Origin of the sequence: Bacillus sp. V33-4 (assembly GCF_002860225.1) — a bacterium.
GTDB classification, from domain to species: domain Bacteria; phylum Bacillota; class Bacilli; order Bacillales; family Cytobacillaceae; genus Bacillus_BJ; species Bacillus_BJ canaveralius.
Genome location: NZ_PGVC01000010.1, coordinates 33955 through 60250, shown reverse-complemented (window position 1 = coordinate 60250; position 26296 = coordinate 33955). Strand labels below are relative to the sequence as shown.

Annotated in this window: 26 protein-coding genes and 1 riboswitch; of the genes, 21 read left to right on the top strand and 5 right to left on the bottom strand. The window is 43.4% G+C overall.

The features are described from left to right. Nucleotides 1-2: 2 nt before the first annotated feature. The 8 genes from CVD23_RS04615 (at nucleotide 3) to CVD23_RS04580 (ending at nucleotide 7229) form a co-directional block, all read left to right on the top strand. A complete protein-coding gene (locus CVD23_RS04615) occupies nucleotides 3-731 on the top strand; it encodes an ABC transporter ATP-binding protein (protein WP_101665339.1) in 729 nt (242 codons plus the stop codon). 36 nt (nucleotides 732-767) lie between these two features. Then, nucleotides 768-2480 carry an acetate--CoA ligase gene (acsA, locus tag CVD23_RS04610; protein ID WP_101579468.1) on the top strand — a complete coding sequence of 571 codons (1713 nt, stop codon included), beginning with the start codon at nucleotides 768-770 and terminating at the stop codon, nucleotides 2478-2480. Continuing rightward, nucleotides 2458-3585 (top strand): homoserine O-acetyltransferase MetX, encoded by a 1128-nt coding sequence (gene metX / locus CVD23_RS04605; protein ID WP_257987987.1) that lies wholly within the window; start codon nucleotides 2458-2460, stop codon nucleotides 3583-3585. Before acsA ends, metX begins: the two co-directional genes overlap by 23 nt. After that, nucleotides 3558-4772, top strand: a complete 1215-nt coding sequence (locus CVD23_RS04600; RefSeq protein WP_101665338.1) for a homoserine dehydrogenase — start codon at nucleotides 3558-3560, stop codon at nucleotides 4770-4772. Before metX ends, CVD23_RS04600 begins: the two co-directional genes overlap by 28 nt. Nucleotides 4773-4891: 119 nt before the next feature. Then, nucleotides 4892-5503: a general stress protein gene (locus CVD23_RS04595; RefSeq protein ID WP_101665337.1), complete on the top strand. Its 612-nt coding sequence runs from the start codon at nucleotides 4892-4894 to the stop codon at nucleotides 5501-5503. Nucleotides 5504-5763: 260 nt separating this feature from the next. Beyond that, nucleotides 5764-6501 carry a sirohydrochlorin chelatase gene (locus CVD23_RS04590; RefSeq protein ID WP_101579465.1) on the top strand — a complete coding sequence of 246 codons (738 nt, stop codon included), beginning with the start codon at nucleotides 5764-5766 and terminating at the stop codon, nucleotides 6499-6501. A 19-nt stretch (nucleotides 6502-6520) separates the two neighbouring features. After that, nucleotides 6521-6748, top strand: a complete 228-nt coding sequence (locus CVD23_RS04585; RefSeq protein WP_257987985.1) for a transposase — start codon at nucleotides 6521-6523, stop codon at nucleotides 6746-6748. 274 nt (nucleotides 6749-7022) lie between these two features. After that, nucleotides 7023-7229 (top strand): zinc finger domain-containing protein, encoded by a 207-nt coding sequence (locus CVD23_RS04580; protein WP_101665336.1) that lies wholly within the window; start codon nucleotides 7023-7025, stop codon nucleotides 7227-7229. 87 nt (nucleotides 7230-7316) lie between these two features. Here CVD23_RS04580 and CVD23_RS21810 read toward each other — a convergent pair whose 3' ends face one another. Then, the gene (locus CVD23_RS21810; protein WP_180955537.1) at nucleotides 7317-7463 is read right to left on the bottom strand and encodes a hypothetical protein; all 147 of its coding nucleotides are present in this window, start codon (nucleotides 7461-7463) and stop codon (nucleotides 7317-7319) included. 274 nt (nucleotides 7464-7737) lie between these two features. Between CVD23_RS21810 and CVD23_RS04575 the strand changes: the two genes are divergently transcribed. After that, a complete protein-coding gene (locus CVD23_RS04575; protein ID WP_101665335.1) occupies nucleotides 7738-8679 on the top strand; it encodes an ABC transporter ATP-binding protein in 942 nt (313 codons plus the stop codon). Next, a complete protein-coding gene (locus CVD23_RS04570; RefSeq protein WP_101665334.1) occupies nucleotides 8676-9620 on the top strand; it encodes an ABC transporter permease subunit in 945 nt (314 codons plus the stop codon). Before CVD23_RS04575 ends, CVD23_RS04570 begins: the two co-directional genes overlap by 4 nt. A 258-nt stretch (nucleotides 9621-9878) precedes the next feature. On the opposite strand, the gene CVD23_RS04565 is transcribed toward CVD23_RS04570, so the two are convergent. After that, nucleotides 9879-11093, bottom strand: coding sequence for an MFS transporter (locus CVD23_RS04565; protein WP_101579461.1), 1215 nt, complete (start codon nucleotides 11091-11093; stop codon nucleotides 9879-9881). A gap of 331 nt (nucleotides 11094-11424) precedes the next feature. On the opposite strand from CVD23_RS04565, the gene CVD23_RS04560 reads away from it, so the two are divergent. The 4 genes from CVD23_RS04560 to CVD23_RS04550 all read left to right on the top strand — a co-directional run bounded on the left by CVD23_RS04560 (nucleotide 11425) and on the right by CVD23_RS04550 (nucleotide 14947). Continuing rightward, nucleotides 11425-12687 carry a S8 family peptidase gene (locus tag CVD23_RS04560; protein ID WP_101579423.1) on the top strand — a complete coding sequence of 421 codons (1263 nt, stop codon included), beginning with the start codon at nucleotides 11425-11427 and terminating at the stop codon, nucleotides 12685-12687. Nucleotides 12688-12931: 244 nt separating this feature from the next. After that, nucleotides 12932-14152 carry a helix-turn-helix transcriptional regulator gene (locus CVD23_RS04555; RefSeq protein ID WP_101665333.1) on the top strand — a complete coding sequence of 407 codons (1221 nt, stop codon included), beginning with the start codon at nucleotides 12932-12934 and terminating at the stop codon, nucleotides 14150-14152. 13 nt (nucleotides 14153-14165) lie between these two features. Further along, complete coding sequence (locus CVD23_RS21805) at nucleotides 14166-14312, top strand: hypothetical protein (protein WP_180955533.1); 147 nt, start codon at nucleotides 14166-14168, stop codon at nucleotides 14310-14312. Nucleotides 14313-14488: 176 nt separating this feature from the next. Continuing rightward, nucleotides 14489-14571, top strand: a riboswitch (cyclic di-GMP riboswitch). A gap of 124 nt (nucleotides 14572-14695) precedes the next feature. Beyond that, entirely contained in the window at nucleotides 14696-14947 is a 252-nt protein-coding gene (locus CVD23_RS04550) for a hypothetical protein (RefSeq protein ID WP_245917555.1), read from the top strand. A 98-nt stretch (nucleotides 14948-15045) separates the two neighbouring features. Here the strand turns inward: CVD23_RS04550 and CVD23_RS04545 are convergent, their stop codons facing one another. Next, entirely contained in the window at nucleotides 15046-16023 is a 978-nt protein-coding gene (locus CVD23_RS04545) for a LacI family DNA-binding transcriptional regulator (protein WP_101579425.1), read from the bottom strand. Nucleotides 16024-16340: 317 nt separating this feature from the next. On the opposite strand from CVD23_RS04545, the gene CVD23_RS04540 reads away from it, so the two are divergent. Both CVD23_RS04540 and CVD23_RS04535 read left to right on the top strand, forming a co-directional pair. Continuing rightward, nucleotides 16341-18203, top strand: a complete 1863-nt coding sequence (locus CVD23_RS04540) for a GAF domain-containing sensor histidine kinase (protein ID WP_101665332.1) — start codon at nucleotides 16341-16343, stop codon at nucleotides 18201-18203. Beyond that, on the top strand, nucleotides 18178-18825 hold the full coding sequence (locus CVD23_RS04535) for a response regulator (protein ID WP_101665331.1): 648 nt from the start codon (nucleotides 18178-18180) through the stop codon (nucleotides 18823-18825). The genes CVD23_RS04540 and CVD23_RS04535 overlap by 26 nt, the downstream gene beginning before the upstream one ends. 2 nt (nucleotides 18826-18827) lie before the next feature. Here the strand turns inward: CVD23_RS04535 and CVD23_RS04530 are convergent, their stop codons facing one another. Then, nucleotides 18828-19052, bottom strand: coding sequence for a hypothetical protein (locus CVD23_RS04530; protein ID WP_142382883.1), 225 nt, complete (start codon nucleotides 19050-19052; stop codon nucleotides 18828-18830). A gap of 212 nt (nucleotides 19053-19264) precedes the next feature. Between CVD23_RS04530 and CVD23_RS04525 the strand changes: the two genes are divergently transcribed. The 5 genes from CVD23_RS04525 to CVD23_RS04505 all read left to right on the top strand — a co-directional run bounded on the left by CVD23_RS04525 (nucleotide 19265) and on the right by CVD23_RS04505 (nucleotide 24792). Further along, entirely contained in the window at nucleotides 19265-20689 is a 1425-nt protein-coding gene (locus CVD23_RS04525) for a S8 family serine peptidase (protein ID WP_101665329.1), read from the top strand. A gap of 228 nt (nucleotides 20690-20917) precedes the next feature. Continuing rightward, nucleotides 20918-23392, top strand: a complete 2475-nt coding sequence (locus CVD23_RS04520; RefSeq protein ID WP_101665328.1) for a S8 family serine peptidase — start codon at nucleotides 20918-20920, stop codon at nucleotides 23390-23392. A gap of 29 nt (nucleotides 23393-23421) precedes the next feature. Continuing rightward, on the top strand, nucleotides 23422-23607 hold the full coding sequence (locus CVD23_RS04515) for a hypothetical protein (protein ID WP_101665327.1): 186 nt from the start codon (nucleotides 23422-23424) through the stop codon (nucleotides 23605-23607). A 55-nt stretch (nucleotides 23608-23662) separates the two neighbouring features. Continuing rightward, nucleotides 23663-24019: a VOC family protein gene (locus tag CVD23_RS04510; protein ID WP_101665326.1), complete on the top strand. Its 357-nt coding sequence runs from the start codon at nucleotides 23663-23665 to the stop codon at nucleotides 24017-24019. A 341-nt stretch (nucleotides 24020-24360) separates the two neighbouring features. Further along, entirely contained in the window at nucleotides 24361-24792 is a 432-nt protein-coding gene (locus CVD23_RS04505) for a VOC family protein (RefSeq protein WP_101665325.1), read from the top strand. A gap of 545 nt (nucleotides 24793-25337) precedes the next feature. On the opposite strand, the gene CVD23_RS04495 is transcribed toward CVD23_RS04505, so the two are convergent. After that, nucleotides 25338-26255, bottom strand: a complete 918-nt coding sequence (locus CVD23_RS04495; protein WP_101579116.1) for a DMT family transporter — start codon at nucleotides 26253-26255, stop codon at nucleotides 25338-25340. Nucleotides 26256-26296 lie beyond the last annotated feature (41 nt).

The window sequence follows — 26296 nt, the reverse complement described above, 5'->3', positions numbered from 1 at the left end:
GCATGTTAGCAATTGAGAATGTATCCAGGACGTTTTCCGGCGGTTCGACCGGCTTTAAAAATATCAATCTTTCCGTTCAACAAGGGGAAGTAATCGGAATCCTCGGAACGAGCGGCTGTGGCAAAAGCACGCTGCTTCGCGTTTTATCCGGACTTGATCAGGAATACCATGGACACGTCAAGATCGATGAAGAACATGTGGAAGCAGTCCATGAGAAAATCGGGATGATCTTTCAGGAACCCCGCCTGCTCCCGTGGTTGAATGTAATTGATAATGTCTTGCTCGGTTTAAAAAACGATGCGCAGAAAAAGGCGAAGGCAGCTGAATATTTATCTGCCGTGGGATTGGATGGCTTTGAAAAGCATTTTCCAAAGGATTTATCAGGCGGAATGGCTCAAAGGGTCGCGATTGCCAGAGCACTTGTAACAGCGCCGGAAATATTGCTGCTCGATGAACCGTTCAGTGCATTAGATGCATTTACGAAAATGCAGCTTCAGGAATTATTGCTGTCGATCTGGCAAAAGTTCCAGTCGACCATCCTGCTTGTTACCCATGATATCGATGAGGCACTGTATCTTTGTGACCGGATAATCATTCTCAGGGGCCAACCTGGAGAAGTCTATCATTCAATCAATTTGAATGAGCCGCGGCCGCGGGCAAGGGGAGACGCAGCACTTGCCAGGACGAAAGAAAAGATTATCAATCTTTTAGATTTATCGACGAATGGGTAAAGGCGAATTCACAAGAAAGAACAAAGGGGTTTGATTATGACTTTATTAGCTAGACATCATTTACCTCCAAAAGAGGGGGATTATAATCTTCGAAATTATCTTGAAGCATGTGAGACGTTTTCCTGGGCAGAAGCCGAAAAGGCGTTCAGCTGGAAAAAGACAGGCCGCATCAACATGGCGCACGAATGTGTTGATAAACATGTTGAAGAAGGATATGGCAGCAAAACGGCAATCCATTATATCAATGGTGAAGACGAGTATAAATTAACCTTCAAGGAAGTAAAGGAAAAATCAGATCATCTTGCTTCTGTGTTAAGGGCGCATGGCGTCAAAAAGGGAGATATTGTGTTTATCTTTTTGCCAAAGCATCCGGATTGCTATATTGCCATGATGGCGGTCATTAAGCTCGGCGCGATCGCCGGTCCATTATTCGAAGCATTCATGGAAGAAGCGATCAGGGACCGCGTTGCAGATTGTGACGGGAAATTCATGATTACCGATCATGTTCTTGGCAAAAGAATTCCGAAGAACGACCTTCCATCGCTGGAAAAAATATTTATTACTTCCTCTCCTGAGCATTGTGAAGCCGGGGAAATTTCACTACCGGCAGAGCTGGCGGCTATTGAGCGTGAATCTGACATTACAGAATGGCTCGATATGGAATCAGGATTGAACATTCACTATACAAGCGGTTCGACAGGAAAGCCCAAAGGGGTAGTTCATGCTCACAGGGCGATGGTTCAGCAATACTTGACCGGCAAATGGGTGCTTGATTTGAAAAACGACGATGTATACTGGTGCACAGCCCATCCCGGCTGGGTGACGGGGACCGTGTACGGTATTTTTGCCCCATGGCTAAACAGGGCAACATTGGTTGTTAATGGCGGCCGTTTCGATGCGCGCTCATGGTACAGGACGCTTGAAAAGACAGAAGTGACGGTCTGGTACAGCGCGCCAACCGCATTCAGGATGCTAATGGCCGAAGGGAACGATCTTCAAAAGGAGTACGACCTTTCTTTGCTCCGGCATGTGTTGAGTGTAGGTGAACCCTTAAATCCTGAAGTTATTTATTGGGGTGAGGAAACGCTAGGCAAGCGAATCCACGATACATGGTGGATGACTGAAACAGGCGCCCAGCTGATTGTGAATCTTCCGTCGGAAGTCATTAAGCCTGGATCAATGGGCAGGCCTTTTCCTGGAATCCAAGTTGCTATTTTGGACGATGACGGGAATATCTTGCCGCACGGGGAGGTCGGGCATCTTGCAATCAAAGCCTCGTGGCCTGCGATCATGCGCGAAATTTGGAAAAATGAAGAGAAATATCACTCGTATTTCCCGTTCCCCGGCTGGTATTTATCCGGAGATCTGGCGATTTTAGATGAAGACGGCTATGTGTTTTTTCAGGGCAGAAGCGATGATATGATCAATTCTTCCGGAGAACGGATCGGCCCTTTTGAAGTGGAAAGTAAATTAATTGAACACCCTGCCGTAGCAGAAGCAGGTGTAATCGGAAAGCCTGATGCGTTGCGCGGTGAAATTGTGAAAGCATTTATCGTACTCCGTAAAGGTTACAAGCCAAGTGACGAGCTTCTGGAAGATATCCGCCAATTTGTTAAAAAGAAGCTGGCTGCCCATGCAGCGCCGCGGGAAGCGGAATTCATTGATCAGCTTCCAAAAACAAAAATAAGCGGAAAAATTTTGCGAAGAGAGCTGAAGGCACGTGAGCTTGAAAAGATCAATAAACGGTAAAAAACCGGGTGCCCTGCTCATAGAGTATGGGAAAGTTAACATTGGCAGCTTCACGTTTGATTCCGGTGATCAACTGGAAGAGGTGGAGCTCGCCTATGAATTGGCCGGTAAGCGAAACAGGCCTGTCGTGATTGTGTGCCACGCGTTAACCGGAAATCAGAATACGGTTGGCACAAATGATCAGCCTGGCTGGTGGTCCGGCTTAATCGGACCCGGGCGTTACATTGATACGAACGAGTATATGGTGATCACCTTCAATGTGCTTGGCGGCTGCTCCGGATCGACCGGGCCTGCCAGCATAAACCCGAAAACAGGAAGCACGTATAAGCAGGACTTTCCGGAAATTACAATCAGGGATATAGTCCGCGCCCAGCATCAAGCATTGCAAAAACTCGGCATTCATGAGGCGAAAGCGATTATTGGAGGCTCTCTGGGAGGAATGCAGGCGTGGGAGTGGGGAATTCTTTATCCATCCTTTTCCGAATTGTTAATTCCGCTGGCTGCCACGCCATTTTTAAGCGATTATGCGATTGCTTTTAATACAATTGGCAGAACCGCGATTATGGCAGACCCTGAATGGCAGGGCGGCTATTATCCGGACGGGAAAAAACTTGCCGGTCTGGAAATCGCCAGGATGGTGGGCATGGTTACCTACCGAACCGATTATTTATTTAGTAATAGGTTTCAAAGAGAGCAAAAAGAAGATGGTGCTGAATTCCAGGTTGAATCCTACTTGAAGTATCAGGGAGAAAAGCTGGCAGCACGCTTTGATGCCAACAGTTATTTGCGTTTATTGAGTGCGATGGACCGACATGATATCGGCTTCAACCGTAAAAATTGGCAGGAAGCATTAAAGCAGGTCCAGGCTTCCGTCCTTCTGCTCGGATTTACGGGCGATCTTCTTTATCCGCCCCATGCGATTAAGGAAGCTGCAGATCTTCTTTTAGAGCAAAATAAGGAGTCCGTGTTTTTCGAGGTGAAAACAAATTTCGGTCACGATGGGTTTTTAACGGAATTTTCCAACTGGAGCGGGCATATTAAAACGGCCCTCGACTACGGGTTAAGAGGAGTGGACAAATGCAAACCCTTAACATTGTATTATTAGGATACGGAACAGTCGGCAAAGGTGTTTATAATACGATTCATTACCATCAGGAGAGGCTTAAAAGCATTCTCGGCAAAAAAGTGGAAATTAAGGCTGTTCTTGTTAAAAATATTGATAAGCATAAGCTTCCAGATGCCGATGTGGTCCTGACAGACCGGTTTGAGGATATTGATCAACTTGGTAAGATCGACGTCGTGATTGATGCAATTGTTGGTAAAGAGCCAGGCTTTCATTACTTGAAGCATTCTATCAAAAAGGGCTGCCATGTCATTACCGCTAATAAGGAAATGTTCGCCCACCACGGAAGCGAACTTCTTGAATTGGCGAATGAACAAGCGGTGTCAGTCGGATATGAGGCAACTGTTGGCGGCGGGATTCCGGTTATTCAAACGTTAAGAAAACTGCTCAATGTTAATAGGATTGAAAAAATAGAAGGAATATTAAATGGGACTTCCAATTTCATTTTAACGACAATGAGAGAAGAAGATCTTTCGTTTGAACATGCATTATCACTTGCTCAGCGAAATGGCTATGCAGAAGCAGACCCGACCAATGATGTCGAAGGCTATGATGCCTTTTATAAAGCAGCAATCCTTAGCCAGCTTGTTTTTGGCGAACAGCCTGATTGGAACAAAACATTCAGACAAGGCATTGCCGAGATTACGATTGAACAAATCAAGTCTTATAACGAACTGGGCTTTCGGTTTAAGCATGTAGCATCAATGGAGAAAACGGCCAGCGGTGTCCATTGTTCTGTGAAACCTGTGCTTGTGACACGTGCACATCCTCTGTACCAAGTAGAGGGCGTTCAAAATGCTGTTTCGATTGATGCTGATATTGTCGGCAACATCAGTCTCCTTGGCCCCGGTGCGGGAATGTACCCGACAGCGAGCGCGATTATTGAAGATCTGATTCATGTCGGCACAGACAATCCGGTCCCGCGTACCCAAGCATTTGATGGACTGCAGGAGGGTCATGAAAAAGAAGCGTGGGTTCTGTCAGGCCAATTTGACAGGGGAGCTTTTTCAAAAGAGATTGAAGTTGTTGCCACACTAGATTCCGAGAACGTCATTGCGAAAGCAGCAAAAAAAGATATCAAGCTCAGTGGTGTTATCTATTATTCGCTGCTTGGAGAATACAGTGCATATAAAAACTCAAATGAAAAAGAACTGCAGTTGCCGGTCTAGCGCTAGCGGCAGTTCTTTTTTCTTGCTTTTTCAATTGGAAAGCAATGCTAGTTTTAACCTCCTTAAAGCGGGTATTTTTATGGTGTACAGCTTTTCCAACTAAAAAGGAGGAATAAAATATGGCTGAGCAAACAAAACACATTGTCGGAGTATACGATACACATGAAGAAGCGATTCGTGCTGTTGAAGATTTGAAGATGCAAGGATATCGCTCAGAAGAGATCTCGGTTATTGGTAAACATGATGATGAAGTTGACGAAGTAACAGAAGCAACGGGCACAAAAGCAGAGGAAGGCCTTGCTGCCGGGGCAGCAACGGGCGGAGCGCTTGGCGGCCTGGCTGGCTTGTTGGCAGGTGTCGGTGCGTTGGCAATTCCGGGAGTCGGACCAATTATCGCCGCAGGTCCAATTACCGCTACTTTAACAGGAGCTGCGGTAGGAGCCGGGGCCGGCGGATTGACCGGTGCGCTGATCGGAATGGGGATTCCCGAGGACGAGGCTGGTCACTATGAGTCTGAAGTGAAAGCAGGAAAAATTTTGGTACTCGTTGATGGTGAATCGGCAAAGATGGGCAGAGCCGGATTTGATGAGACCGATATGAGATCAATGGACGGCACAGTAACCGGCACTGGCAGAATGGATAGAGATAATGCATATCTATCAAATAATGAGCATCTCACATCCAACAACCCTGCTTCAGTCCGCGACAGTTTTAATAGTAAAGACTTTTAAACAAAGCGGAAGCTTATTTATCCACGTTAAATAGTCTAAGAGAGAAACAAGCGCTGTTGGCTTGTTGCTGCAGGGACCGTTCCTCAAGCAGGGAGCGGTCCCTTTTTTGACTAATTTGTGAAATTATTCACAAATTAGCGTGGTATGTGAGGAAACTCATATAAAGATATTCTTGGAGAATTTACAATGGAGGAAAGTAGTCTTGCCAAATTAGAATGTGATCAGATCAAATAAAGAACGGCCGGACAGAGGAGGAAATCATGGAGGCAGTTATTTTTGCAGGACATGGCAGTCGCACTGGGGCAGGTAACCAGGAGTTTATTGATTTTATCGAAATGGCAATGGAAAGTCTGAATACGCCCATTAAAGCCTATTCATTTTATGAGAGGGCGGAGCCATCCATCCTGCAGGCAGTTGAAAATGTAATAAGACAGGGTGCTACTGAGGTGACAGTTATTCCTGTCCTGCTTTTACCAGGCATTCATGCCAACTCAGGGATCCCGCAAGAAATAGCACGTGCAAGAGCCATCTATCCTGAGATTGTATTCAAATGTGGAGAAGCGATTGGAGTTGATCCGATTATCATCGATATTCTTAAAGACCGTCTCGCCAGTAAAATGTATGCCCATGATGGCAATGAAGCTGTTTTGCTGGTAAGCCATGGCAGCCCTGACCCTGTTGCAGCTGTAGAGATGGAGGCGATTTCGTGTTTTCTTGGTGAGGAGCTTGGAACGAAATCGCTTGTTGGATATTTGATAAATCCCCCATATTTTCTTGAAAAGCTGGCAGAGCTGCACGAACAATCATTTCAAAAGGTATATATTATTCCTTATTTATTGTTTGGAGGGCGTTTTCAGTCAGAAGTAGAAGAAAGAATAGCAGCATTTGAGCAATCGAACAGCTCCATGGAATTTATCTTCTGCGATCCGATCGGGTTTGATGAACGAATCAAAAAACTTTTAATTCAGCGTGCAGAAGGCGCGAAGCAGTTGCAATAATCCAGCGAAAAAAAATAATATGATACAGTTGGCGGGAACCGATCGAGAGGTTGCCAATTGCGGTGGAAGGCATAAAGCCAATGGCCGCAACTTTAAATGTTCTGTACACAATACAGAAATCCATCGGGATGTGAACGGAGCACAAAATATATGCCGGAAAAGATTCGCGATGGAGACAAAATCGGTCGATGTTTTGTATCGACAACCCGTTTGGTACCAAAGGTACCTAACAGTAAAAAAAATGTAAGGAAACAAGTGATAAAGTATCGCCTGGAGGAAGGCGTAGTAGGCACGACACCGCCCTTTTATTGGACTGTTTCTCCAATAAATGTTGCTTGCCGTATCCTTGCCTCTGCTTTAGGTCCTTCTCCGGAAGGGGCTATACCTGAAATAAGCAAGGTAATAGCAAGAAAAGAAGCCCACGGCTTCAGCCGTGGGTGGTGTCACAGGAAGAGCAGATAAGCAGACTTTATGATTCAATTAAGATAGTGCTTTCAAGGGCAACGAATGCTGGAGGGTATATGGATCACCCGCTTTTTGCTGGAGACGTAAAAACGGGTGGTTATAATCAGCTTTTCAATGTGTATGATCGGGCAGGGGAACCTTGCACCCGCTGTGGCACTGCTATAGAAAAGGGAGAAAAAGCTGCGAGAAAAAGCTTTTATTGCCCAAATTGCCAAAAAGTAAATACCGCTTTTTCGCGGAGTGATGCTGTGCCAGCTAAATAAGAAAATTTGGCTGCTGAATTTTCCAAATCTTAAATAAAAAAAAGAAGGCTGGGACATGATTCAGCCTTCTTTTTTTGAAAATGAAACTTATTTTTTTCTTTCCTGTCCAGGCAAGCGGTCGATCCGCTTCGAGTCCTCGGTGTTTAATGCGCTTTTTAAGAAATAAACGAACATCCCCCCAAATAAACCTAAACATATAATAAAACCAACTGTGATCACCCACATTTCAGCCACTTCATTACCTCCTTTTTAGAGGTATATGCATGGTGGGCATGGTTTTTACCCAATGTTTTACTAAAGCAACCAGGCTGTTGCCGACAGATAAGTTAATGTCATGATCAGAAATAGGAAACCAAACGATGCAATGGCTAAAATTTCCGATTTTTTATTAAGGTTATATGGCAAAATTGAACATCCCGAATAGAAATTCTACACATTTTGCAACTTTTTTTCCTCATAATCGTATACCATTAAGGCGAGTTCATTTTAACAGAAAAGAGGGAAACGTATGGCACAGTATGCACTTGAGGTGCAGTCGTTAACGAAAAGAATCGGAAAGAAGACGATTGTTGACGATGTAAGCTTTAGCATTGAAAAAGGAGAGATATTTGGCTTGTTAGGGCCAAACGGGGCCGGTAAAACGACGATCATCCGAATGATTGTCAGTCTGATAAACCAGACAGGCGGCCATGTCATCGTTAATGGACATAACCTTGATGAAGCCTTCAAGGAAACGATGAGTGAGATTGGCGCTATTGTTGAAAATCCGGAATTCTATAAATATATGAGCGGTTATAAAAATCTCATTCACTATGCAAGAATGGCCGACAAGGAAATACCTGAATCAAGAATTGAAGAAGTAATTGATTTAGTAGGTTTAAAAAACGCTATCCATAATAAAGTAAAAACTTATTCACTTGGGATGCGGCAACGCTTAGGGGTGGCACAGGCGCTTTTACATAATCCGTCTTTGTTGGTATTGGATGAACCGACGAATGGGCTCGATCCTCAAGGAATTCGGGAATTCAGGGACTATCTCCATTCATTGGCGAGCCAGGGAATTTCAGTGTTGGTGTCATCACATTTACTTTCAGAAATGCAGTTGATGTGCAACCGCTTTGCGATCATCGATAAAGGAAAGCTTACCCATATTTCAAACATGAATGATAGTGTTGAAGGGTCTGAACAAGAATTGCGCGATGTGATCTTCGAGGTTGAAAATGTTGAGAATGCGGTTGAACTTTTAAAGACTAATGGATTGATAAAGGAAGTTAAGGCATCAAAAGGGCAGGAATTCACGATTGACATAAAGAGAGAGACGATCGCCAGGGCGAATCAAATACTCGTTCAAAATAATATTGATGTATATGGGATCAGCAGTGTGAAGGCAACACTGGAGGATCGCTTTTTAGAACTAACCAACAAGGATCAAAAGGAGCAAAGCTTATGATTAATTTGATACGCAATGAGCTTATGAAAATTTTTCAGAAAAAAGCCAGCTGGGTTTATATGATTATTATCGTACTAGCCGTTTTGATTGGCGGAATCGTATACCAAAGAATAAATGCGGAGCCAAACGAAAACTGGCGTGAAGAACTGCAAATGCAAAATCAACAGTTAGAGAAGGATGTGGAGGGGCTTCCTGAAGGAGAAAAACAGTGGGCACAGCAACAAATCGACCAAAACCAGAAGTACTTGGACGAGGATATTAATCCTAATGAAAAAACAAATTGGCACTTTATGAATGAAGTAGTCGTTGGAGTAGGATCCTTAGTGACGCTGTTCGTTGTCATTGTCTGCAGCGCCAATGTCTCAGCGGAATTCTCCGACGGGACGATCAAACAGCTGCTAATTCGCCCGCACCGCAGATGGGCCGTTTTATTATCAAAGTATATTGCAGTGATTATTTATGCGATTTTATTGATGCTAACCCTGATTGTCTCAGGATATTTGATCGGATTGATTTTATTCGGAAATGGTGCATTTGATACGAAAATATTTGAAATGGGCATTGAAGGACAACAGGAAGCCGTGGTAGGAACACAATATTTGCTCAAGACGCTCTACTTTTTACCTGGTTTATTGGTGATTATGACGATTGCCTTTATGCTGTCGACATTGTTTAAAAGCCAGGCACTCGCTGTCGGCATCGGAATTTTTGTATTATTCTTTTCTTCATCGATCGGTGGGATCCTGATCGTTCTAGCCGGAAAGTATGAATGGGTGAAATTCTTGATTTTCCCGCATCTGGATTTAACGATTTACACCCTCCAGGATACGATTTTGGATGACATCACATTACCAATATCACTGGCTATTCTTGCCGTCTATTACGCGATATTTTTGGTGATTACCTTTGTCTTTTTCCAGAAACGGGATATAAGTATATAGTGGCATTTGGAAAACCCGGCACCGATGGGGCCGGGTTTTCTATATTGTAAATTGGATTTTTGTATAGTTGGACAGAAAAAGCGAAGGCCAAATCAGAACGATTTGGCCTTCGCTTTCAAATTATAATAGATCCGCGAAGAAAAGTTTTGATATATCCGCGGAAAATTTGATATATCCGCGAAAGCTTTTGATATATCCGCGAAAATTTCAATATATCCGCGAAAAGCAAAATCCGCTCCGGGATTTTTTAAAAGAATGTTATTTCCCGACCGACTCTGACTGGGCCAGACCCTGGCTGCGGTCCTTCCAGCTTAACAGCATGAAATAGCTCATGAACAGGATGATCGCACCTGTCACATATGGATAGTGGATGTTGACATCAAACAATATCCCGGCAAGAGCAGGGCCGACCATATTTCCGATACTCATATACATATTGTTCATCCCGGCTACAAAACCCTGTTCGTTTCCTGCCATTTTCGAAAGTAATGTGTTCAGTGCAGGCCTTACGAGTGATGTTGCTGTGAAGAATACAAGCGTAACGGCTAAGATAGACCAGAAAGAATCAGCGAGCAGAAGTACGAGCATGGACACCGCAGAGATCAAGAATGTCCAGTACATTACGTTCCTTTCACCAAACCTGGTCAGCATGATATCGACAAATATCGATTGGACAATAACACCAATTAATGCGCCGACTGTAATGATGATTGAAATATCCTTAGGGGTAAAACCAAATTTATCATCAACGTAGAGCCCAAAAATTGCTTCAAAGTTGGCAAGTCCGAATGTCATCGAGAAAATGAGGATAAGCAGCATAAAATATGGTGCTTTAAACGATTTTTTCAGTTGTTGAAGCATGCTCTCTTTTTGGCGAACCGCGGATCTGGCCTTTTGCTGTTCTTCAATTGACAGTGTTTCCGGCAAAAAGAACAGCGATAAAACAGTTGCGATGCCGGCAATAACGGTTGCTGTATAAAAAGGGACTCTTATGCCAACTTCAGCAAGGAATCCGCCAATCCCGGGCCCGATGACAAATCCCAGTGACATGCAGGCACCGAGTAAACCCATCCCTTTCCCCCGTTCTCTCTCTGTTGTGATGTCGGCGACATACGCCATCATCGGCGGAACCATAAAAGCAGCCCCAACACCGCCTAACAGCCTCGAGGCAAACAGCATCCAAATCTCTGTCCCGACTGCAAATATCAGCTGTGAAATAGTGAAGGCAGCGAGGCCAACAATAATTGGAAGTCTCCGTCCGTATTTATCCGACATTTCTCCAGCAATCGGTGAGAACAGGAACTGGGTCAATGCAAAAACGGCAACTAAGTAACCCATCGCCTGGCCGCCAACACCAAATTCATCAAGGAACATAGGCAATACAGGGATAATCAACCCAATACCAACCATCGCAATAAACATATTGACCATTAAAAGCACCAGCGGCGTCCGATTTTCCTTCAGCGATGACATATATCTTATCCCCTCTTTCATTGATCATTTATAAGCTTATTTTTGCCATACAGCAAAAAAACCTAATCTTTAAATTTAACTATGACCTGCAGTCATATCATGAAATTTTACTACTTCCAGTTACATTTTACAAGAAGATTATTAATTCGAAGAAACGAAATTTTCCTTGAATTTATTATTATCATATGGAAATATATAGAAAAATTCCGGATTGTCAAAAATTTTCCCAACTTTTTATTAGTGAATATAGGTTGATTTATTCAGAATATTATAAATATACTTAAATCGCAGCAGCAAATGCTGCTATTAAAATTCGAGAGGAGTATTGGGTATGAAAAAAAGAAGAATACTAGGCGCGGCAGTTTTAAGTTTAGCAATGGGTTTTTCAATGTTTTCATCGGCGGCTTTTGGACAAGCTACAGAAAAAGCAGAAAGCCAGCAATCTTATCGAGTTTTAATTCATGCTCCTGCTGTCCAAACAGCACAGGTCAAACAAATGAAAGACAAGCACGGTGCACGCTGGGATTTCGGAAGTGAGGGCTTCACAACTACTGTAAATGCCCAGCAATATCAAGCCCTGCAAAAAATTAAGAACTTAAAAGTTGAGCTTGTCCCGGAAGTTGAAATTCAGGCTACTGCACCGATTAAAGCAGCAGCAACAGTGCCAAGCGATCAGACACCTTGGGGAATTCAAGCAATCTATAACGACAGTGCCATCCAGAGAACAAGCGGCGGAAATGGAATTAAAGTGGCGGTTCTCGATACAGGTGTTAATCGAAACCATATTGATTTGGTCCAAAACGTTGAGCAATGCAAAGATTTCACGCAAACTTCACCATTAGTAAATGGCAGCTGTACAGACCGGAACGGCCACGGCACACATGTCGCCGGAACAGCTCTTGCAAATGGAGGAAGTGACGGGCTTGGCATCTACGGTGTAGCGCCGGAAGCCGAGCTTTGGGCATATAAAGTGCTCACTGACAGTGGTTCAGGATACTCTGATGACATAGCAGGAGCGATTCGCCATGTTGCAGATGAAGCAGCCCGAACAGGTTCAAAGGCAGTCATCAATATGTCACTGGGTTCTAGCGCGAAAGATACACTTATTTCAAATGCAGTTGATTACGCATATAGCAAAGGCGTGCTAGTCGTTGCTGCTGCAGGGAATTCTGGTCCGAACAGCAATACAATCGGTTACCCGGGAGCATTGGTAAACGCGGTTGCAGTCGCCGCTCTTGAAAATGTCCAGCAAAATGGCACATACCGGGTTGCCAATTTCTCATCACGAGGGAACCCGAACACAGATGGAGACTATGTGATTCAAGAACGTGATGTTGAAATTTCATCACCGGGAAGCGCTATCGAATCTACCTGGTATGATGGCAACTATAATACAATCAGCGGAACTTCAATGGCAACACCGCATGTCGCCGGACTTGCTGCGAAAATATGGTCTGCAAGCCCAACCTTAAGCCATGTGCAACTGCGTGCACAGTTGCAAAACCGCGCAAAACAGTACGACATTAAAGGCGGAACCGGTGCAGCAACAGGTGATGATTATGCATCCGGATTCGGATTTGCAAGGGTAAAATAATGTCAGGATTACCGGCTGTCGCCAGATAACTGTCTGGCAAACTAGTTTATAATAAAAGAACGCCTGGATACTTGTGATCCAGGCGTTTTTCCGATGTTTCTATTAAATTTTTCGGGGTAAACGATGGAAGTGATAAGCCCTTCTGTTCTGACCAGTTTCTTTAAATCGGCATTTTTACCACTTTTTAAGTGAATATTTTGAAAATTTTGTTATAATTATTATAAAAGCAAAGGTGGTGGCTTTGATGGAATACGGACCTTTGATTAAATTTTACCGTACGCAAAAAAAGCTGACGCTTAAGGATCTCGCCGCAGGAATTTGTTCTGTTTCGCATTTAAGCAAAATTGAACACAATTCTAAAGATGCGAACATAGAAACAATTATGCTTCTGCTAAACAGATTAAATATTAGTCTCGCTGAGATAAGTGAGCAAGAACAATTAATCGGTTTCCTCTTGAATGAACTTAAGGATAAAATTGATTTTTATCTTAAAGACGAGGCCCAGCAACTCTTTGAACAGCTCTCCGATCTGGAGAATATCATTCCTTTTTCGTCATACTTATATAAGTATGAGCTTATTAAATACAGATACCAACTATTTCAGCGATTCCTCGTCGAAGCAGAGCAGCAGCGTGATATGTTAAAGAAACAAACAAGAAATTTTTCCCAAAATGAGAACTATTTATATCAAAGCTATAATGCGTTATTTTTAATATTAAAGGGGCAGTTTAAGAAAGCGGATGAGGCATTCGACCAGCTGCTTACAGATAAGAATTCTGAGTCTGCTACAGGTGAACTTATATACCATCGGGCGCTCGTAAAAAGCTCGCTTAAGCAATCCAGCTTTGCGATCCATTACGGCAAACACGCATTACAATTATTCATGAATCAGCATAATTTTAAAAGAATTCTTCATTCATTAATGTTGCTTGGCATCAACTATACGAATTCGAAAATATATGATGAGGCGTTAAGTTGCTTTAAGCATCTGATTCGGAATGCAGAAATGTTGAATGACCAGCATCTTCTTTCGCAAATCTATCATAATATGGGGTTTCTTCAGTGGAAAATGGGTAATCTGGAGCAAGCCTTAAAATATTATAACAAAAGCTTGGCTCTACAGAGTAAACAATCGAGTCAATACTTGATCACATTGTATTCTGTCGGAGAAATCTATTATTCTTTACTAGACATGGAGCAAGCACACTTAACTTTCGATGAACTATCGCAACTGTCGGCCCAATTGAGCATAAAAAAGTATCAAATATTGGCGCGATATTATTTAACTGCTATTGATTCGAAGGAAAAATCGATTGAATATTTAGAAACTAAGGTGATTCCATACCTAGAACAGAACAGTGAGTATATGGATGATGTGAGCCATTTTTACCACCTGCTTTCATTGCATTACCGGGAAATCGGCATGCATAAAAAGGCAGTTAAATATTTAGAAAAAACCAGTTAAGGGGGAAAAATTAATGAGAAAATTGTTGGGTACTTTTTGTTCTGTTGGATTATTTGCTTTGCTGAGTCTAGGTGTAATCAGTTTAGGTGAAACGCAGCTTTCACATGCAGCTACTGAAGAACCGTCAGGACCGCCAATTCAGCCGCCTGCTATGAAGTGATATTGGCGTGCCGAAAAAAACAGCCTGAAGCGAAATGCTTCAAGGCTGTTTTTTTGTTTAAGGTTGTTTTTTTTAAAAGTAAACTAGTAAAATATGACTAAATTTGTGCGAAAATGTAAGAAATTTGCCGAAAAAGATTGAAAAAACGCACAATTGGTTTTAGTATAAAAGTAACGAAATGTTAAAGGCAAACTTATTGAAAAATAAGGACGCAAAGCCGCGAGTCTAAGGCGTAAGCTATGATAGTCGGGTTGCCAAAAAGGAACGGGTATTGCTGCTGCTGTTAAAGGTTTGTCTCCTTTAATATAAAGCATCCACCATCTTTTTTGGATGGTTTTTTTTGTTCGCCATTTTCGTGGCGGTAAATGAGAGGGAAGGCGGAGATGAAGTTGACTGTTTTGTTTGGTACGGTCGAATATTTTGAAAGAGAACTACTTGAATACACAGCGGTTATAAGCCTGAAAGAAATGGGCAAGGACTATATTTCTGCGGCCTATTCAAGATTGGAAGACGAGCTTTTAAACGATTTTATCTGTGATGATAAGGTGAAGGTAGAATGTCTGCGGAATTTGTCGGTGGCAAAGGATAGATTGGAAGACAAAATTTTTGAAACGCCGATCGGGAAGATTGTGTGAGCATTTGGCGCACCGTACGACTATCACCCAAAGAAGACTGCAATCCACTTACGATGGAACAGTCTTCTTTTGTTTTCTATTAATGGCTGGATATAACATTAAGCAGTTGAACGTACGATTAGCTTGTAAGGAAGTTCGACCTTTTCCACTTTATTGTCGTTGTCAGCAATTAATGAGAAAGCGAGGTTAAAAGCGTTTTGTCCTAGCAAAACACTGTGATGCTCAATTGTAGTAATATCAAGTACTTTTGAAATTGGGTGGTTATCGAAACCAATAACAGCTAGATCCTCCGGCACTCTAATTCCGTGTTTCCGCGCTTCGGTTACAATCCCTGCTGCAACCTGGTCACAGGCGACCAGCAATGCAGTAGGCCGGTCCTTCATGTGAAGAAGCTCATGCACGACCCTTATGCCATCTTCTATAAAGATGCATTGGTCAAACATCCAATCATTGTGAATGCTCGCTCCGATTTCTCCTAACGCATCCAGATAGGCTTTTTTTCGCTGGCGGCTGTTGAAGCTGTGCCCTCTTGCGATGCAGTAGCCAATCTTGCGATGGCCTTTCGAAATAAGATGGTCCATTCCAAGTTTAAAGCCTCCATAATGATCTATAAACACAGAAGAAATAGCGGCTCCGCGCGTATCTTCGCAGGCTACGATCGGGCCAAATTGCGAAAACGGTTCAATTTCGTCCCAACTGCTCGTTTTTGAGCAAATGATAACCCCATCAATTTGCTTCATTTTTAACAGTTGCAAAAATTTAAGCTCCTCTTCAGCCTTGTAATCTGTCTGGCACATAATAAACCGGTAATTATGCTCAAGTGCTGCACTGGCAATCCCCTGGACGATATCACCAAAGTGGGGATGGTTAATAAAAGGAAGAATCACGCCAACCGTATAACTTTTCCCTTTTGCCAGATTTACTGCGTTCAGATTTTGGATATAATCAAGCTTTTTAATTGCGTCCAAAACAGTTTTCCGCTTATCTTCCTTCACGTACGGGTGATTATTCAAGACGCGGGAAACCGTCGTAACTGATACACCGGCGATTTTTGCCACTTCCTTGATATTGGCCACTTCCGGTCCTCCTCTTGAAATTTTTCCATTAAGATCACTTTAAATGTATCATAAACACTTATAAAGCAGGAACCATTCTTGCCTTAAGTCCCTGCAGTTGATAAAACTTTTGTACTATAAAAGATAACCCGTTCGATGAATAGTAAAGATGGTCAGTCTTTGCCATAATGAACACCAACAAAATCCTTTAGGGGATTTGGCCCAGCATTGGTCAGCGGCTCTGCCATTCGACCAGTCTGGGTTTTTTAATTTGTGTTTTATTGCTGATATCGATAGAATCAATTTAACAGAATATTCATGATAAAGGGGGTGTCGGTGTGAGTAGCCTGGCACTTTTTGAAAAAAGGGAAAGTTATTCGAAGCTGTTTCTTTCGGCCATTTCGCTTCTTGGCTGGGTAACCGTTCTTTGCCAGTTGTTTTATTTTGATCGACCAACAGATTTGGTTCCTATGCTGCTGCTGATTGTATTTTTATTCATAAGCGAATACTATCCAATGCCTGTTTGGAGAGGCTTTACCGCAATTACCTTCCCGCTCGTTTACGTGCTTTACCTGCTCTATGGACTTCCATACACACTTGTCATCTACGCTGTTGTTGTGCTGTCAGTGAATATCCTGCAGCGCCGCCCTTTAAGAATCATTTTTTTTAATCCCGCCCAGCTTGTTGTCAGCTTATTTTTAGCGGAACAACTTTGGTCGTTCCTCAGCGTTTTTTTACCAAGTGGAATTGAATCAAATACTCTTTTAGGAATCATTGAATATTGCACTTTATTAATCTTGTTTTTTATTATTAATAACACGATTGTCGATTTCGTTCTGATGATTCGTCCGCAGCCATATCCGCTCAAGGATTGGAATCAAAAAATGGTCACAGAGCTAATCAGTATCACGCTCTCGTTAGCCTATGGACTGCTTTTGTATTTGCTTGGCAGCCAAAACCGCGGCGAAATTGATTTCTTTTCTTATTTTTTCTTTTTTTCACCATTGGTGGGCATTGCCCTGTTAAGCTCGACGATCGTAAGGCTCAAAAAAGAAAAACGGCGGATGAAGGCACTCTTTTCAATCACAACAGAGTTAAATCAACACCTGCCCGCAAAAGAATGGTTGTTAACGTTAAAAAACAGTTTTAATGACTTCATTAATGTTGAAGCCAGCCTTCTTTGGATTAAAGAGAATGGAGTGTGGAAACGGGAAATCGAGGACGGGAGAGTAAATGGTAATCTGGAATTGTCCCCAGAAATGATTGTCGGGTTTGAGGAGATAAAAAAACCGCTGATTTACGCCAATCGCAAAAAGCAGGCCGGAATAGCGGATTCGTTTTTCGATCGGGATATTAAAGCGCTCATGTACTCCCCGCTCGTTGTCGAAAATGAAACAGTCGGCATGTTTATCGTTGGCAAGAGCAGGACGAAAAGCTTCGAGGATGACGATGTTCAATCGATTGCGACGCTGTCCAATCAGCTTGCTGTTATAATGAAGACAAGAATGCTTTTTTCTGAAAAAGAAAAACGGATTGTTCTCGAGGAACGCAACCGGATCGCCCGCGATATTCACGATGGGTTGGCACAAACACTTGCCGGAGCTGTCATGAAGCTCGAAACAGCCGAAAAAAAATTCGACAAGAACCCTGATGAGACAAAAAGATTAATAACAGCCAGCGTGATGAGGCTGCGCCAAAGTTTAAAGGAAGTTCGCGAATCGATTTATGCTTTGCGGCCTTATCCTACTGAGCGGGTCGGGCTTGTCACCGCGATCACGAGAAAGATTGCAGCTGTCCAGCAGGAGCATGGGCAGAATATCCAGTTTGAAATTAGGGGCAAAGAACTGGAGCTCAGCCCGATGGTAGAAAAAGTATTGTTTGATACGTTTCAGGAAAGCCTGCAAAATAGCATAAAGCATGCAAGGGCTTCAGGTATCGAGATTTTATTGAGCTATCAAACAGAGCATATTTTACTGAAAATAGAAGATGACGGCAACGGTTTTTCGCTTTTCCAGGCAATGCTTAAAGCCCGAAACCAACCGCATTTTGGCATTTTGCACATGAACGATGCCGCGGATAAAATCAATGCTTCGCTTCAAATAGACAGCAAGGAAGGAGAGGGGACAGAGGTTACACTTATAGTACCAAAAATGGGGTTTGAAGGGGGAGATTCAGTTGATAAGGCTCATGCTAGTGGATGACCATGCTGTGTTAAGAGACGGACTCCGCAACATTTTAGGGATGGAAGACGATATAGAAGTAGTCGGCGAAGCGATTTCCGGGGATGATGCTCTGCAAAAAATTGGCATCATCAAGCCGGATATCGTTGTAATGGATATCAACATGCCAAACAAAAATGGGGTCGAAGTAACTGCGATTATTAAAAAACAATATCCCAATATCAAAGTTTTGGTTTTGACGATGCATAGCCATGACGAGTTTTTCATGTCTGCCATCCGTGAAGGAGCCGACGGCTATTTGTTAAAAGATGCACCATCCGATCAAGTTGTCGCGGCAATCCGCACTGTGGCGAAGGGGGAGTCAGTCATTCACCCGTCAATGACAAAAAAGCTGCTTTCCTTTCACCAGCAAAAGCAAACTGAAACAGAAAATTCCAGCTTAACGGAAAGAGAGAAGGAAGTTCTTCTTTGTCTTGTCGAAGGCTTAAGCAATAAAGAAATTGCACAGCGGCTGTTTATCAGCGACAAAACAGTTAAAATTCATGTCAGCAAGATTTTCAAGAAGTTAAATGTGAAAAGCCGGTCCCAGGTAGTTATTTACGCGGTCCAGAACCAGCTTGTGCCAATGCCGCCGGGCTCCTGAATTTACCAGGGGCCCTTTTTTATTGGCTTTTTAGAAATATCATCAACTTCGCTACTTTTATCATCGACTTCGCTACTTTTATCATCGACTTTGTTAATTTTATCATCAACTTGGCACCATTTATCGTCAACTTGGCACCATTTCGTCAACTTGGCACCATTTATCGTCAACCTCTTCCCTGTTATCGTCAACTTTGGATTTATCATCAACTTCGCACCATTTATCATCAACTTTGTCCCCGTTATCATCAACTTTTCTGCTGCTATCATCAACTTTTAAAATCGATCACCAACTCCCAATCTAAACATGCCCTACTACTTTAGTAGTAAGTAAGTTAATACTACAGGGCAACGAATTTACCCCTTCTGCAGAATAGTGAAGCGGCTTCGCACATGAGATAATTTTTAAAAGCTTAAAATTCAAACTGGGAGTGAAATGGATGAAAATTAGAGCAGCCTTAATATCATTTCTTTTGTTTGTGGCAGTTATTTTCGGAGCAATGATCCCGGGAACTTCCTCAAAAGCAACTGAATTAAACTCGGCTAAACTAGATTCCAGCATAACGGAGGCTCTATCCAATGCGACTGGGCCCATTGAAGTGATCGTGACCTTTAAGGGGACGAGTGGACCAACTGCGAGCCAGCTTGATTTTTTAAAAAATGCAGGGGTTACGAAAGGGATAGCTTTCAAGAGCCTGCCGATCGCCGGTGTTCTCGCGACAAAAGGGCAGATTGAACAGCTTGCCGAAAGCGATCAGGTTCTATCGATCTATTATAATAAAAAACTGGCATATGAAAATGCGGCAGCAACCGATTTAACCGGGGTAGATAAGGTTCGCACAGATGAAAAGATGAGAAAGCTAAACGGCGGGCTGCCTGTTTCCGGTAAAGGCATCGGAGTTGTCATCAATGATAGCGGGGTTGATGGCCTCCATAAAGATATTCAATTTGGTGATCATCTTGTCCAGAATGTATTAGGTTCAACGAATCTCCATGCGGTTGATACGTTATTGCCGATTACGTATGTAGAAAACGTTCCTTCCACTGATCACAATTCCGGGCATGGAACACATGTTGCCGGCATTGTTGGCGGAACTGGTGCAATGTCAGGCGGCAAGTATGAAGGAGTTGCACCCGGCGCAAACCTAATTGGCTATGGCTCAGGTGCCGGTCTGGCGATGCTCGATACGATTGGCGGCTTTGACTATGCCCTTACACACCAGCAGGAATACAATATTCGCGTCATTACAAATTCATGGGGAGATACAGGAGATGCGGGTACCGATTTCGATCCGAATCATCCAATTAACGTAGCAACAAAAAGGTTGTATGACCGCGGGATTGTCACAGTATTTTCCGCCGGAAACTCGGGTCCCGAACAAAAAACAATCTCGGGAAATTATAAAAAAGCCCCATGGATTGTCGCGGTGGCAGCCGGTACTAAATCAGGAACGTTGGCTGATTTTTCGTCGCGAGGTGAAAAAGGAAATGGCGGAACAGTCACAGTTGATGGGGAAACGTGGACTTGGGAAGACCGTCCGACGATTACCGCTCCTGGTGTTGACATTATTTCGACCAGGGTAATTTCGCCAATAGCATCACTTGGCGCCACAGACGATGTGCAGTATATTGAGCCTGCTTACATTCCATATTATACGACGATGAGCGGAACTTCGATGGCGGCCCCGCATGCGGCCGGAATTATCGCTTTAATGCTTGACGCCAACCCGCTCCTGTCTGCAAAAGAAGTGAAGGATATTCTGCAAAAAACAGCAACTCCTATGGAAGGGTATCAGAACTGGGAAGTTGGAGCAGGGTATATTAATGCTTATAAAGCAGTGCAAGCTTCTTTTAGCATAAAATAATCTGATCAAAGTGCCTTCGATACCGAATTCGGTATTAAGGCGCTTTGCTTGTAATATGACCATCCGGGGCACTATACCTCGTAACTATCGGTCTATAACTTTTGTACGATAGGAGAATACTCCTTCCGGGTTTCAATTTTATAACCTTTGTGGAATATTCACTTTGACACCCTTTAATAGATAATAGACTTATAATTATTTATTTTTAAAAATGAGAGGAGAACGAAAATGAAACGATGGTTACTTGTCTTGTTTGCGTTAATTCTATTCTTTCCCGCGTTTGCCAGTCAAAATAGGGCAGTTCAAGCAAATACCGAAAGCCAGGCAGTTCTTGACCCGCTTCTTGAAAAAGCAATGGAAACCGAAAGCAGCCTGCAGGTCATTGTCAGCTTTGATGGGGATGGGGCACCAACATCATCGCAGCTTAACCTTTTGAAGGGACTTGGAATTGACACAGGTATCACAATGAAGTCGCTGCCGATCGCTGGTGTTGTCGCAACAAGAGATCAGATCGAAAAATTGGCAACGCACGATGAAGTCCGTTCCATTTATTTAAATAAGAAACTCACTTATTTTAACGAAGAAGCTACGGATGTCACCGGTGTGGATAAAGTCCGAACTGATGATTCTTTTCGAAAAGCCAATAACGGGCTGCCTGTTTCCGGAAAAGGAATCGGGGTTGTCATCAATGACAGCGGCGTCGATGGAACTCACAAAGACCATGAGTTAGGCAGGAATTTAGTGCAAAACGTGATGGCTTCGACGAACTTAAATAGTCTTGCCCCAGAACTGCTGCCGATTACTTATCAGGAAAACGTGCCGAACACGGATACGAATTCAGGCCATGGAACGCATGTTGCCGGAACGGTCGGGGGCACGGGCGCGATGTCTTCAGGCAAATATGAAGGTGTTGCTCCGGGAGCCGACTTGATCGGTTACGGATCAGGCGCTGCTTTGTTCATTTTGGATGGAATCGGCGGTTTTGACTATGCGATTACCCATCAGCAGCAATACAATATCCGCGTCATTACAAATTCATGGGGATCGACAGGGGATTTCGATCCGAATGATCCAATCAATATTGCCAGTAAAAAAGCGTACGACCGCGGAATTACAGTCCTTTTTGCCGCCGGAAATGAAGGGCCCGGTGAGAACACGCATAACCCTTATGCAAAAGCGCCTTGGGTCATTTCGGTTGCAGCAGGTGTTAAAGACGGTACATTAGCCGACTTTTCTTCACGGGGAACGAAAGGTGTTGGCGGAAAGTTTACGATCGACGGCCAGGAATGGACATGGAAGGATGAACCCGCGATAACTGCACCTGGTGTTGATATCATTTCAACACGCGTCATCGCACCGGTATCAAGTCTGTCCGCTGATCAAGATGCTGCAGTACTCAGTCCGGCCCATTTGCCGTATTACACGCATATGAGCGGAACTTCGATGGCGACTCCGCATGTTGCCGGAATCACCGCGCTCATTCTTGAAGTAAATCCTGAGCTTTCTCCTGCGGAAGTGAAACAAATTTTACAAGAGACAGCTACCAACATGCCAGGCTATGAGACATGGGAGGCCGGTGCCGGCTATGTCAATGCATATGCAGCTGTTGACAAAGCCTTCAACGGCAAAGCTTACGGAAAAACCGTCAACATGTTTCAGAACTTTAACAGCAATGTGAACTCGTCCACAGAACGGACTGAATTTGAAGTAGACTATAATCCATTGACATTCGTTTCGACCAATCAATACGAATTTACCGTAAAAGAAGGGCTAACAAGCCTTACAGCCAAGGTCGATGGAAAAGGATTGCTGGAGGAAACGGGAAATCCGATCAATCTCGTGTTAATTGCCCCGGATGGTACGGAGTACAGCTCGGGCGTGAGTTTGTTGTTCCCGCTCTACTACGATCGCACTGTCTCTGTCAATTCCCCGGCAGCTGGTACATGGAAAGCCGAAATAAGAGGACTGAGGGGCAATGAAGTGAATCCAGTCGGAGCAGCACTTCCTGAGACCGTCAAAGGTACTCTGGCATTCACAAAGGTAAGCGGCTTTACCGGATTGAATGACATAAACGGCCATCCGGCTGCGGCGGCGATTCAAATTGGCGCAGGCGAAAGATTGTTTGACGGATATTCAAATGGAACATTCAAACCGGATTCAGCCCTGTCGAGAAAAGAGCTGGCGAAATACCTCGTGATGGGTGCGGAAATCCGGCAATCACTGCCAGCCGTCGGACAAAAAACATTTTTTGATGTTGCCAGTGAGGATCTGCCTTTTGCCGAAGCAACCGCTGCAAAAGGTGCCGCGTTCGCAGATAACAAGCACATCCAAAACGGCGTCATCCTGCCAAAAGCGAGCGGAAAGTTCGCGCCAAAGGATGCTGTGACCCGTGCGGAATTAGCCTACTCATTAGTCCAGATCCTTGGGTTGCAAAATGAGGCAAAAGCGTTTGAAGGTGAAGTGACTGTTCAGTATAAAGACGAAAGAATCGCCATTAAGGATGCGGCGGACATCCCAGCCGAACTTAAAGGATATGTCCAGCTCGCTTTAGACTTAAATATCCTGAATGCCAAGTTCTCAGTGTCGCAGGGGCCGTATGACTTAAAACCAACCGTCACAGCGACGTTCAGCCCGAAGCAAACCGTAACACGCGGTGATTTCGCCGTCGCTATGACGAGGTACTACAATGCTTTTCTGAAATAGACCTCAAAAAAGGAGCCGGACAGCGTCATATGCTGCACCGGCTCTACTTTGTATATGACAATGCATTGCGGGGAAAATCAGAGCTGGTTACTGTACAGGAATATTCTAGTTTAGAAGTGAATATAGAATTGAGGGAACCGCTGCCATACGATCCGCCGATTCTGATCAATTTGCCGTTGTTGTTATTTGAAAAGGATAGCAATAAAGCAAACTAAAAGAATTCTAGCTTATTTATTTCCAATATATTTAGAGTAAGAAAGGGGAGAAAGTATGTTAAATCAAATCGGGGTATTAACGATCCGTGTCCACAACTTAAAAGAAGCGATCACGTTTTATACTGAGGCATTAGGTTTTGAGGTGGCTACGCATTATGGGGAAAAGCTTGTCAGCTTGAAGCACGAGGGATTGCCGCTTGTTTTGGAAGAAACCGAGGGCATTCAAGCAAATTCGCAGAACAATGTCCTGCCTGGACTCATCGCCAAGAATTTAGATGAGGAGATAGAGGTTTTAAAATCTAAAGGCGTCAAAATTTTATTCGAGGAACCAAAACCATGTCCGCCCGGCCGGTATACGATTATCGAAGATCCATCCGGCAATCAAATTGAACTGGTTGAGTTTAAAAATTAGGCAACTTTCTTATGGACTGCATTGGTGAATCTTTGATGCAGTACCGCTTTTCCTATTTTCCACGTGAGATTTGTTCTTCATGCGCCCTATGAAGACCGCTTTTCCTATTTTTCGAATGAGATTTGTCCTTCATGCGCCATAACAGCACCCGCTCTCTTAGCTCATCGAAAGATAGCTGGAAAATGTTATATTTAAGTTATATAGTCATAATAAATAAGAATGCAAATTTGAGTCTGCCACAGCTTTAGAAGCTGTGGTATTTTTAACTAAAAAGTAACAGAACATTGTCTATTTTTGGTATTATTAAAGCGTAGTTAAGTAAATTTAAAGGAGTGGTAGGGATGGTACCGCAAAGAGTAAGTTTGATCACGATAGGCGCAATGGATTTGCCGAATTTAAGGGCTTTTTATCAGCGGTTAGGGTGGGAAGAAACGGACATTAGCTCTGATCATTATGCTGTGTTCAAGACGGCGGGGGTTCTGCTCTCATTGTTTCCGATTGGGGATTTACAAAAAGACGCAGGGGTAGAAATTACTAAACCAGCAGAGTCTTATTCTGCTATTACATTCGCAATCAACGTTGACGAACCAGAACAAGTGGACTTGACAATCGAATTAATACGCGAAGCCGGCGGGAAAATCCTTCGCGAACCAAGCGGGGCCGCCTGGGGAGGCAGAACTGCCTATTTTGCTGATCCGGAAAATAATCTCTGGGAATTGGCATGGAATCCCGATTCAGTGTTTGACGAGCGCGGCGCGATGATATCGTTTTAATTTTACTGAATTGCTTGCCCGCTGAAAATCGGCCCGAAGTCATTGAGAGGCGAATCGATATATTCACTGAAGAACTGGGCTTAGATAAGGAAAAAATGCTGCTATGGGGATATGCCCACACTGTGCTTTCGACAAGTTGGTCGGTAGAGGATAACGGAAAGTATGATAAGACGTTTTTTGATTGTATTGCTATTTTTGAAGCTTTATATAAAAGACATTCAAGGGGAACTTAAATGAATACTTTTGAAATACTATTATTGTTTAATCCCGTTTTTATGTTTCTGTTTGGCATTATTTTTTGTTTGGTTGCCCCAACGTGGTGGAAGTGGATACCTTTTATTATTTTTATTCTGAGTCTGGTATTAATGCTTACATTTCAAAGGTTATCCTATGATTCTACCCTAGTGGTTTACGCCTTCATTTATTCTCTGCTCAGTTTAGTTGGGGCAGGTATCGTTATCGGGATTAAAAAGTTTATTTAAAATGAAATTTTCGCACCTGAATGCGGCTGCCTGTAAATCTGAGGCAGCCTCAGCTTTCAGTTTCTATGAAACTTTGATGCGCCGTCGTCTTTTTCTTATCAAATCCTCCATTGCCCCTGATCCAAATACTACTCCTGAGACAATCAGAATAAGGCCGGCGAAGTGGGAAGGATAGAACTGTTCTCCAAGGAAAACTGCTGATCCAAGCAATGCAAAAAATGTACTTAAATTCAAAAAAATTGCAGCCTCAGCCGGTCCGGTTTGGCCGATTGCATAGTTGTAGATATAATGTCCAAGCGCAGTAGCGAGGATCGCTGAAGCGAAAAATACGCCCCAAACATAGGCTGGCGCCCCACCAAGTGTTTTGAGACCATCAGGCTCTATCACGATACTGAGCAAAAAGAGAATGAATGAGCCAATGATCAGCATATACCCTGTTAAGAGGCGCGGGTCCAAGGTAGTTGAAGCCTTTTTAATTAAAATAAAGCTCATACCTTGAGCTAAAATCGACAGAAACACATAAAAATCACCCAAGTTAATATCGCCAATCTCTTTATTGCCAGCAAGCACGGTAAAGCTAATGCCAATCCCGCCCAGTACAAATCCAATCAGCTGAAGTCGTGTTGGAAATCTCTTTAAAAAGATCAACGCAAAGCAGGCGGTAATGAGGGGGCCGAGTCCGAGAATTAATCCTCCGTTTGTAGCCGTTGTTCTTGCCAGGCCTGTTGCTAAAAATAAATGATGGGCAACAACATTTAATAGACCTCCGACAATGATATACCCAAGCTCTTGACTTGACGGCTTACGTATTTTTTGGGAGATTGCCAGAATCAATAATACGCAGACGCCAGCAGTGAAAATTCGTAACGCGGTAATCGTCACAGGCATAAAATGCTCGACAAGAATCTTAAGCACCGACACATTTAGTCCCCAAATGAGCATAACACCTGTCAGAACCAAATAAATCTGATAGTTTTTCAAGCTGTCATCTTCTTTCTATGCAAAAGGAGCTTACCTTTAAA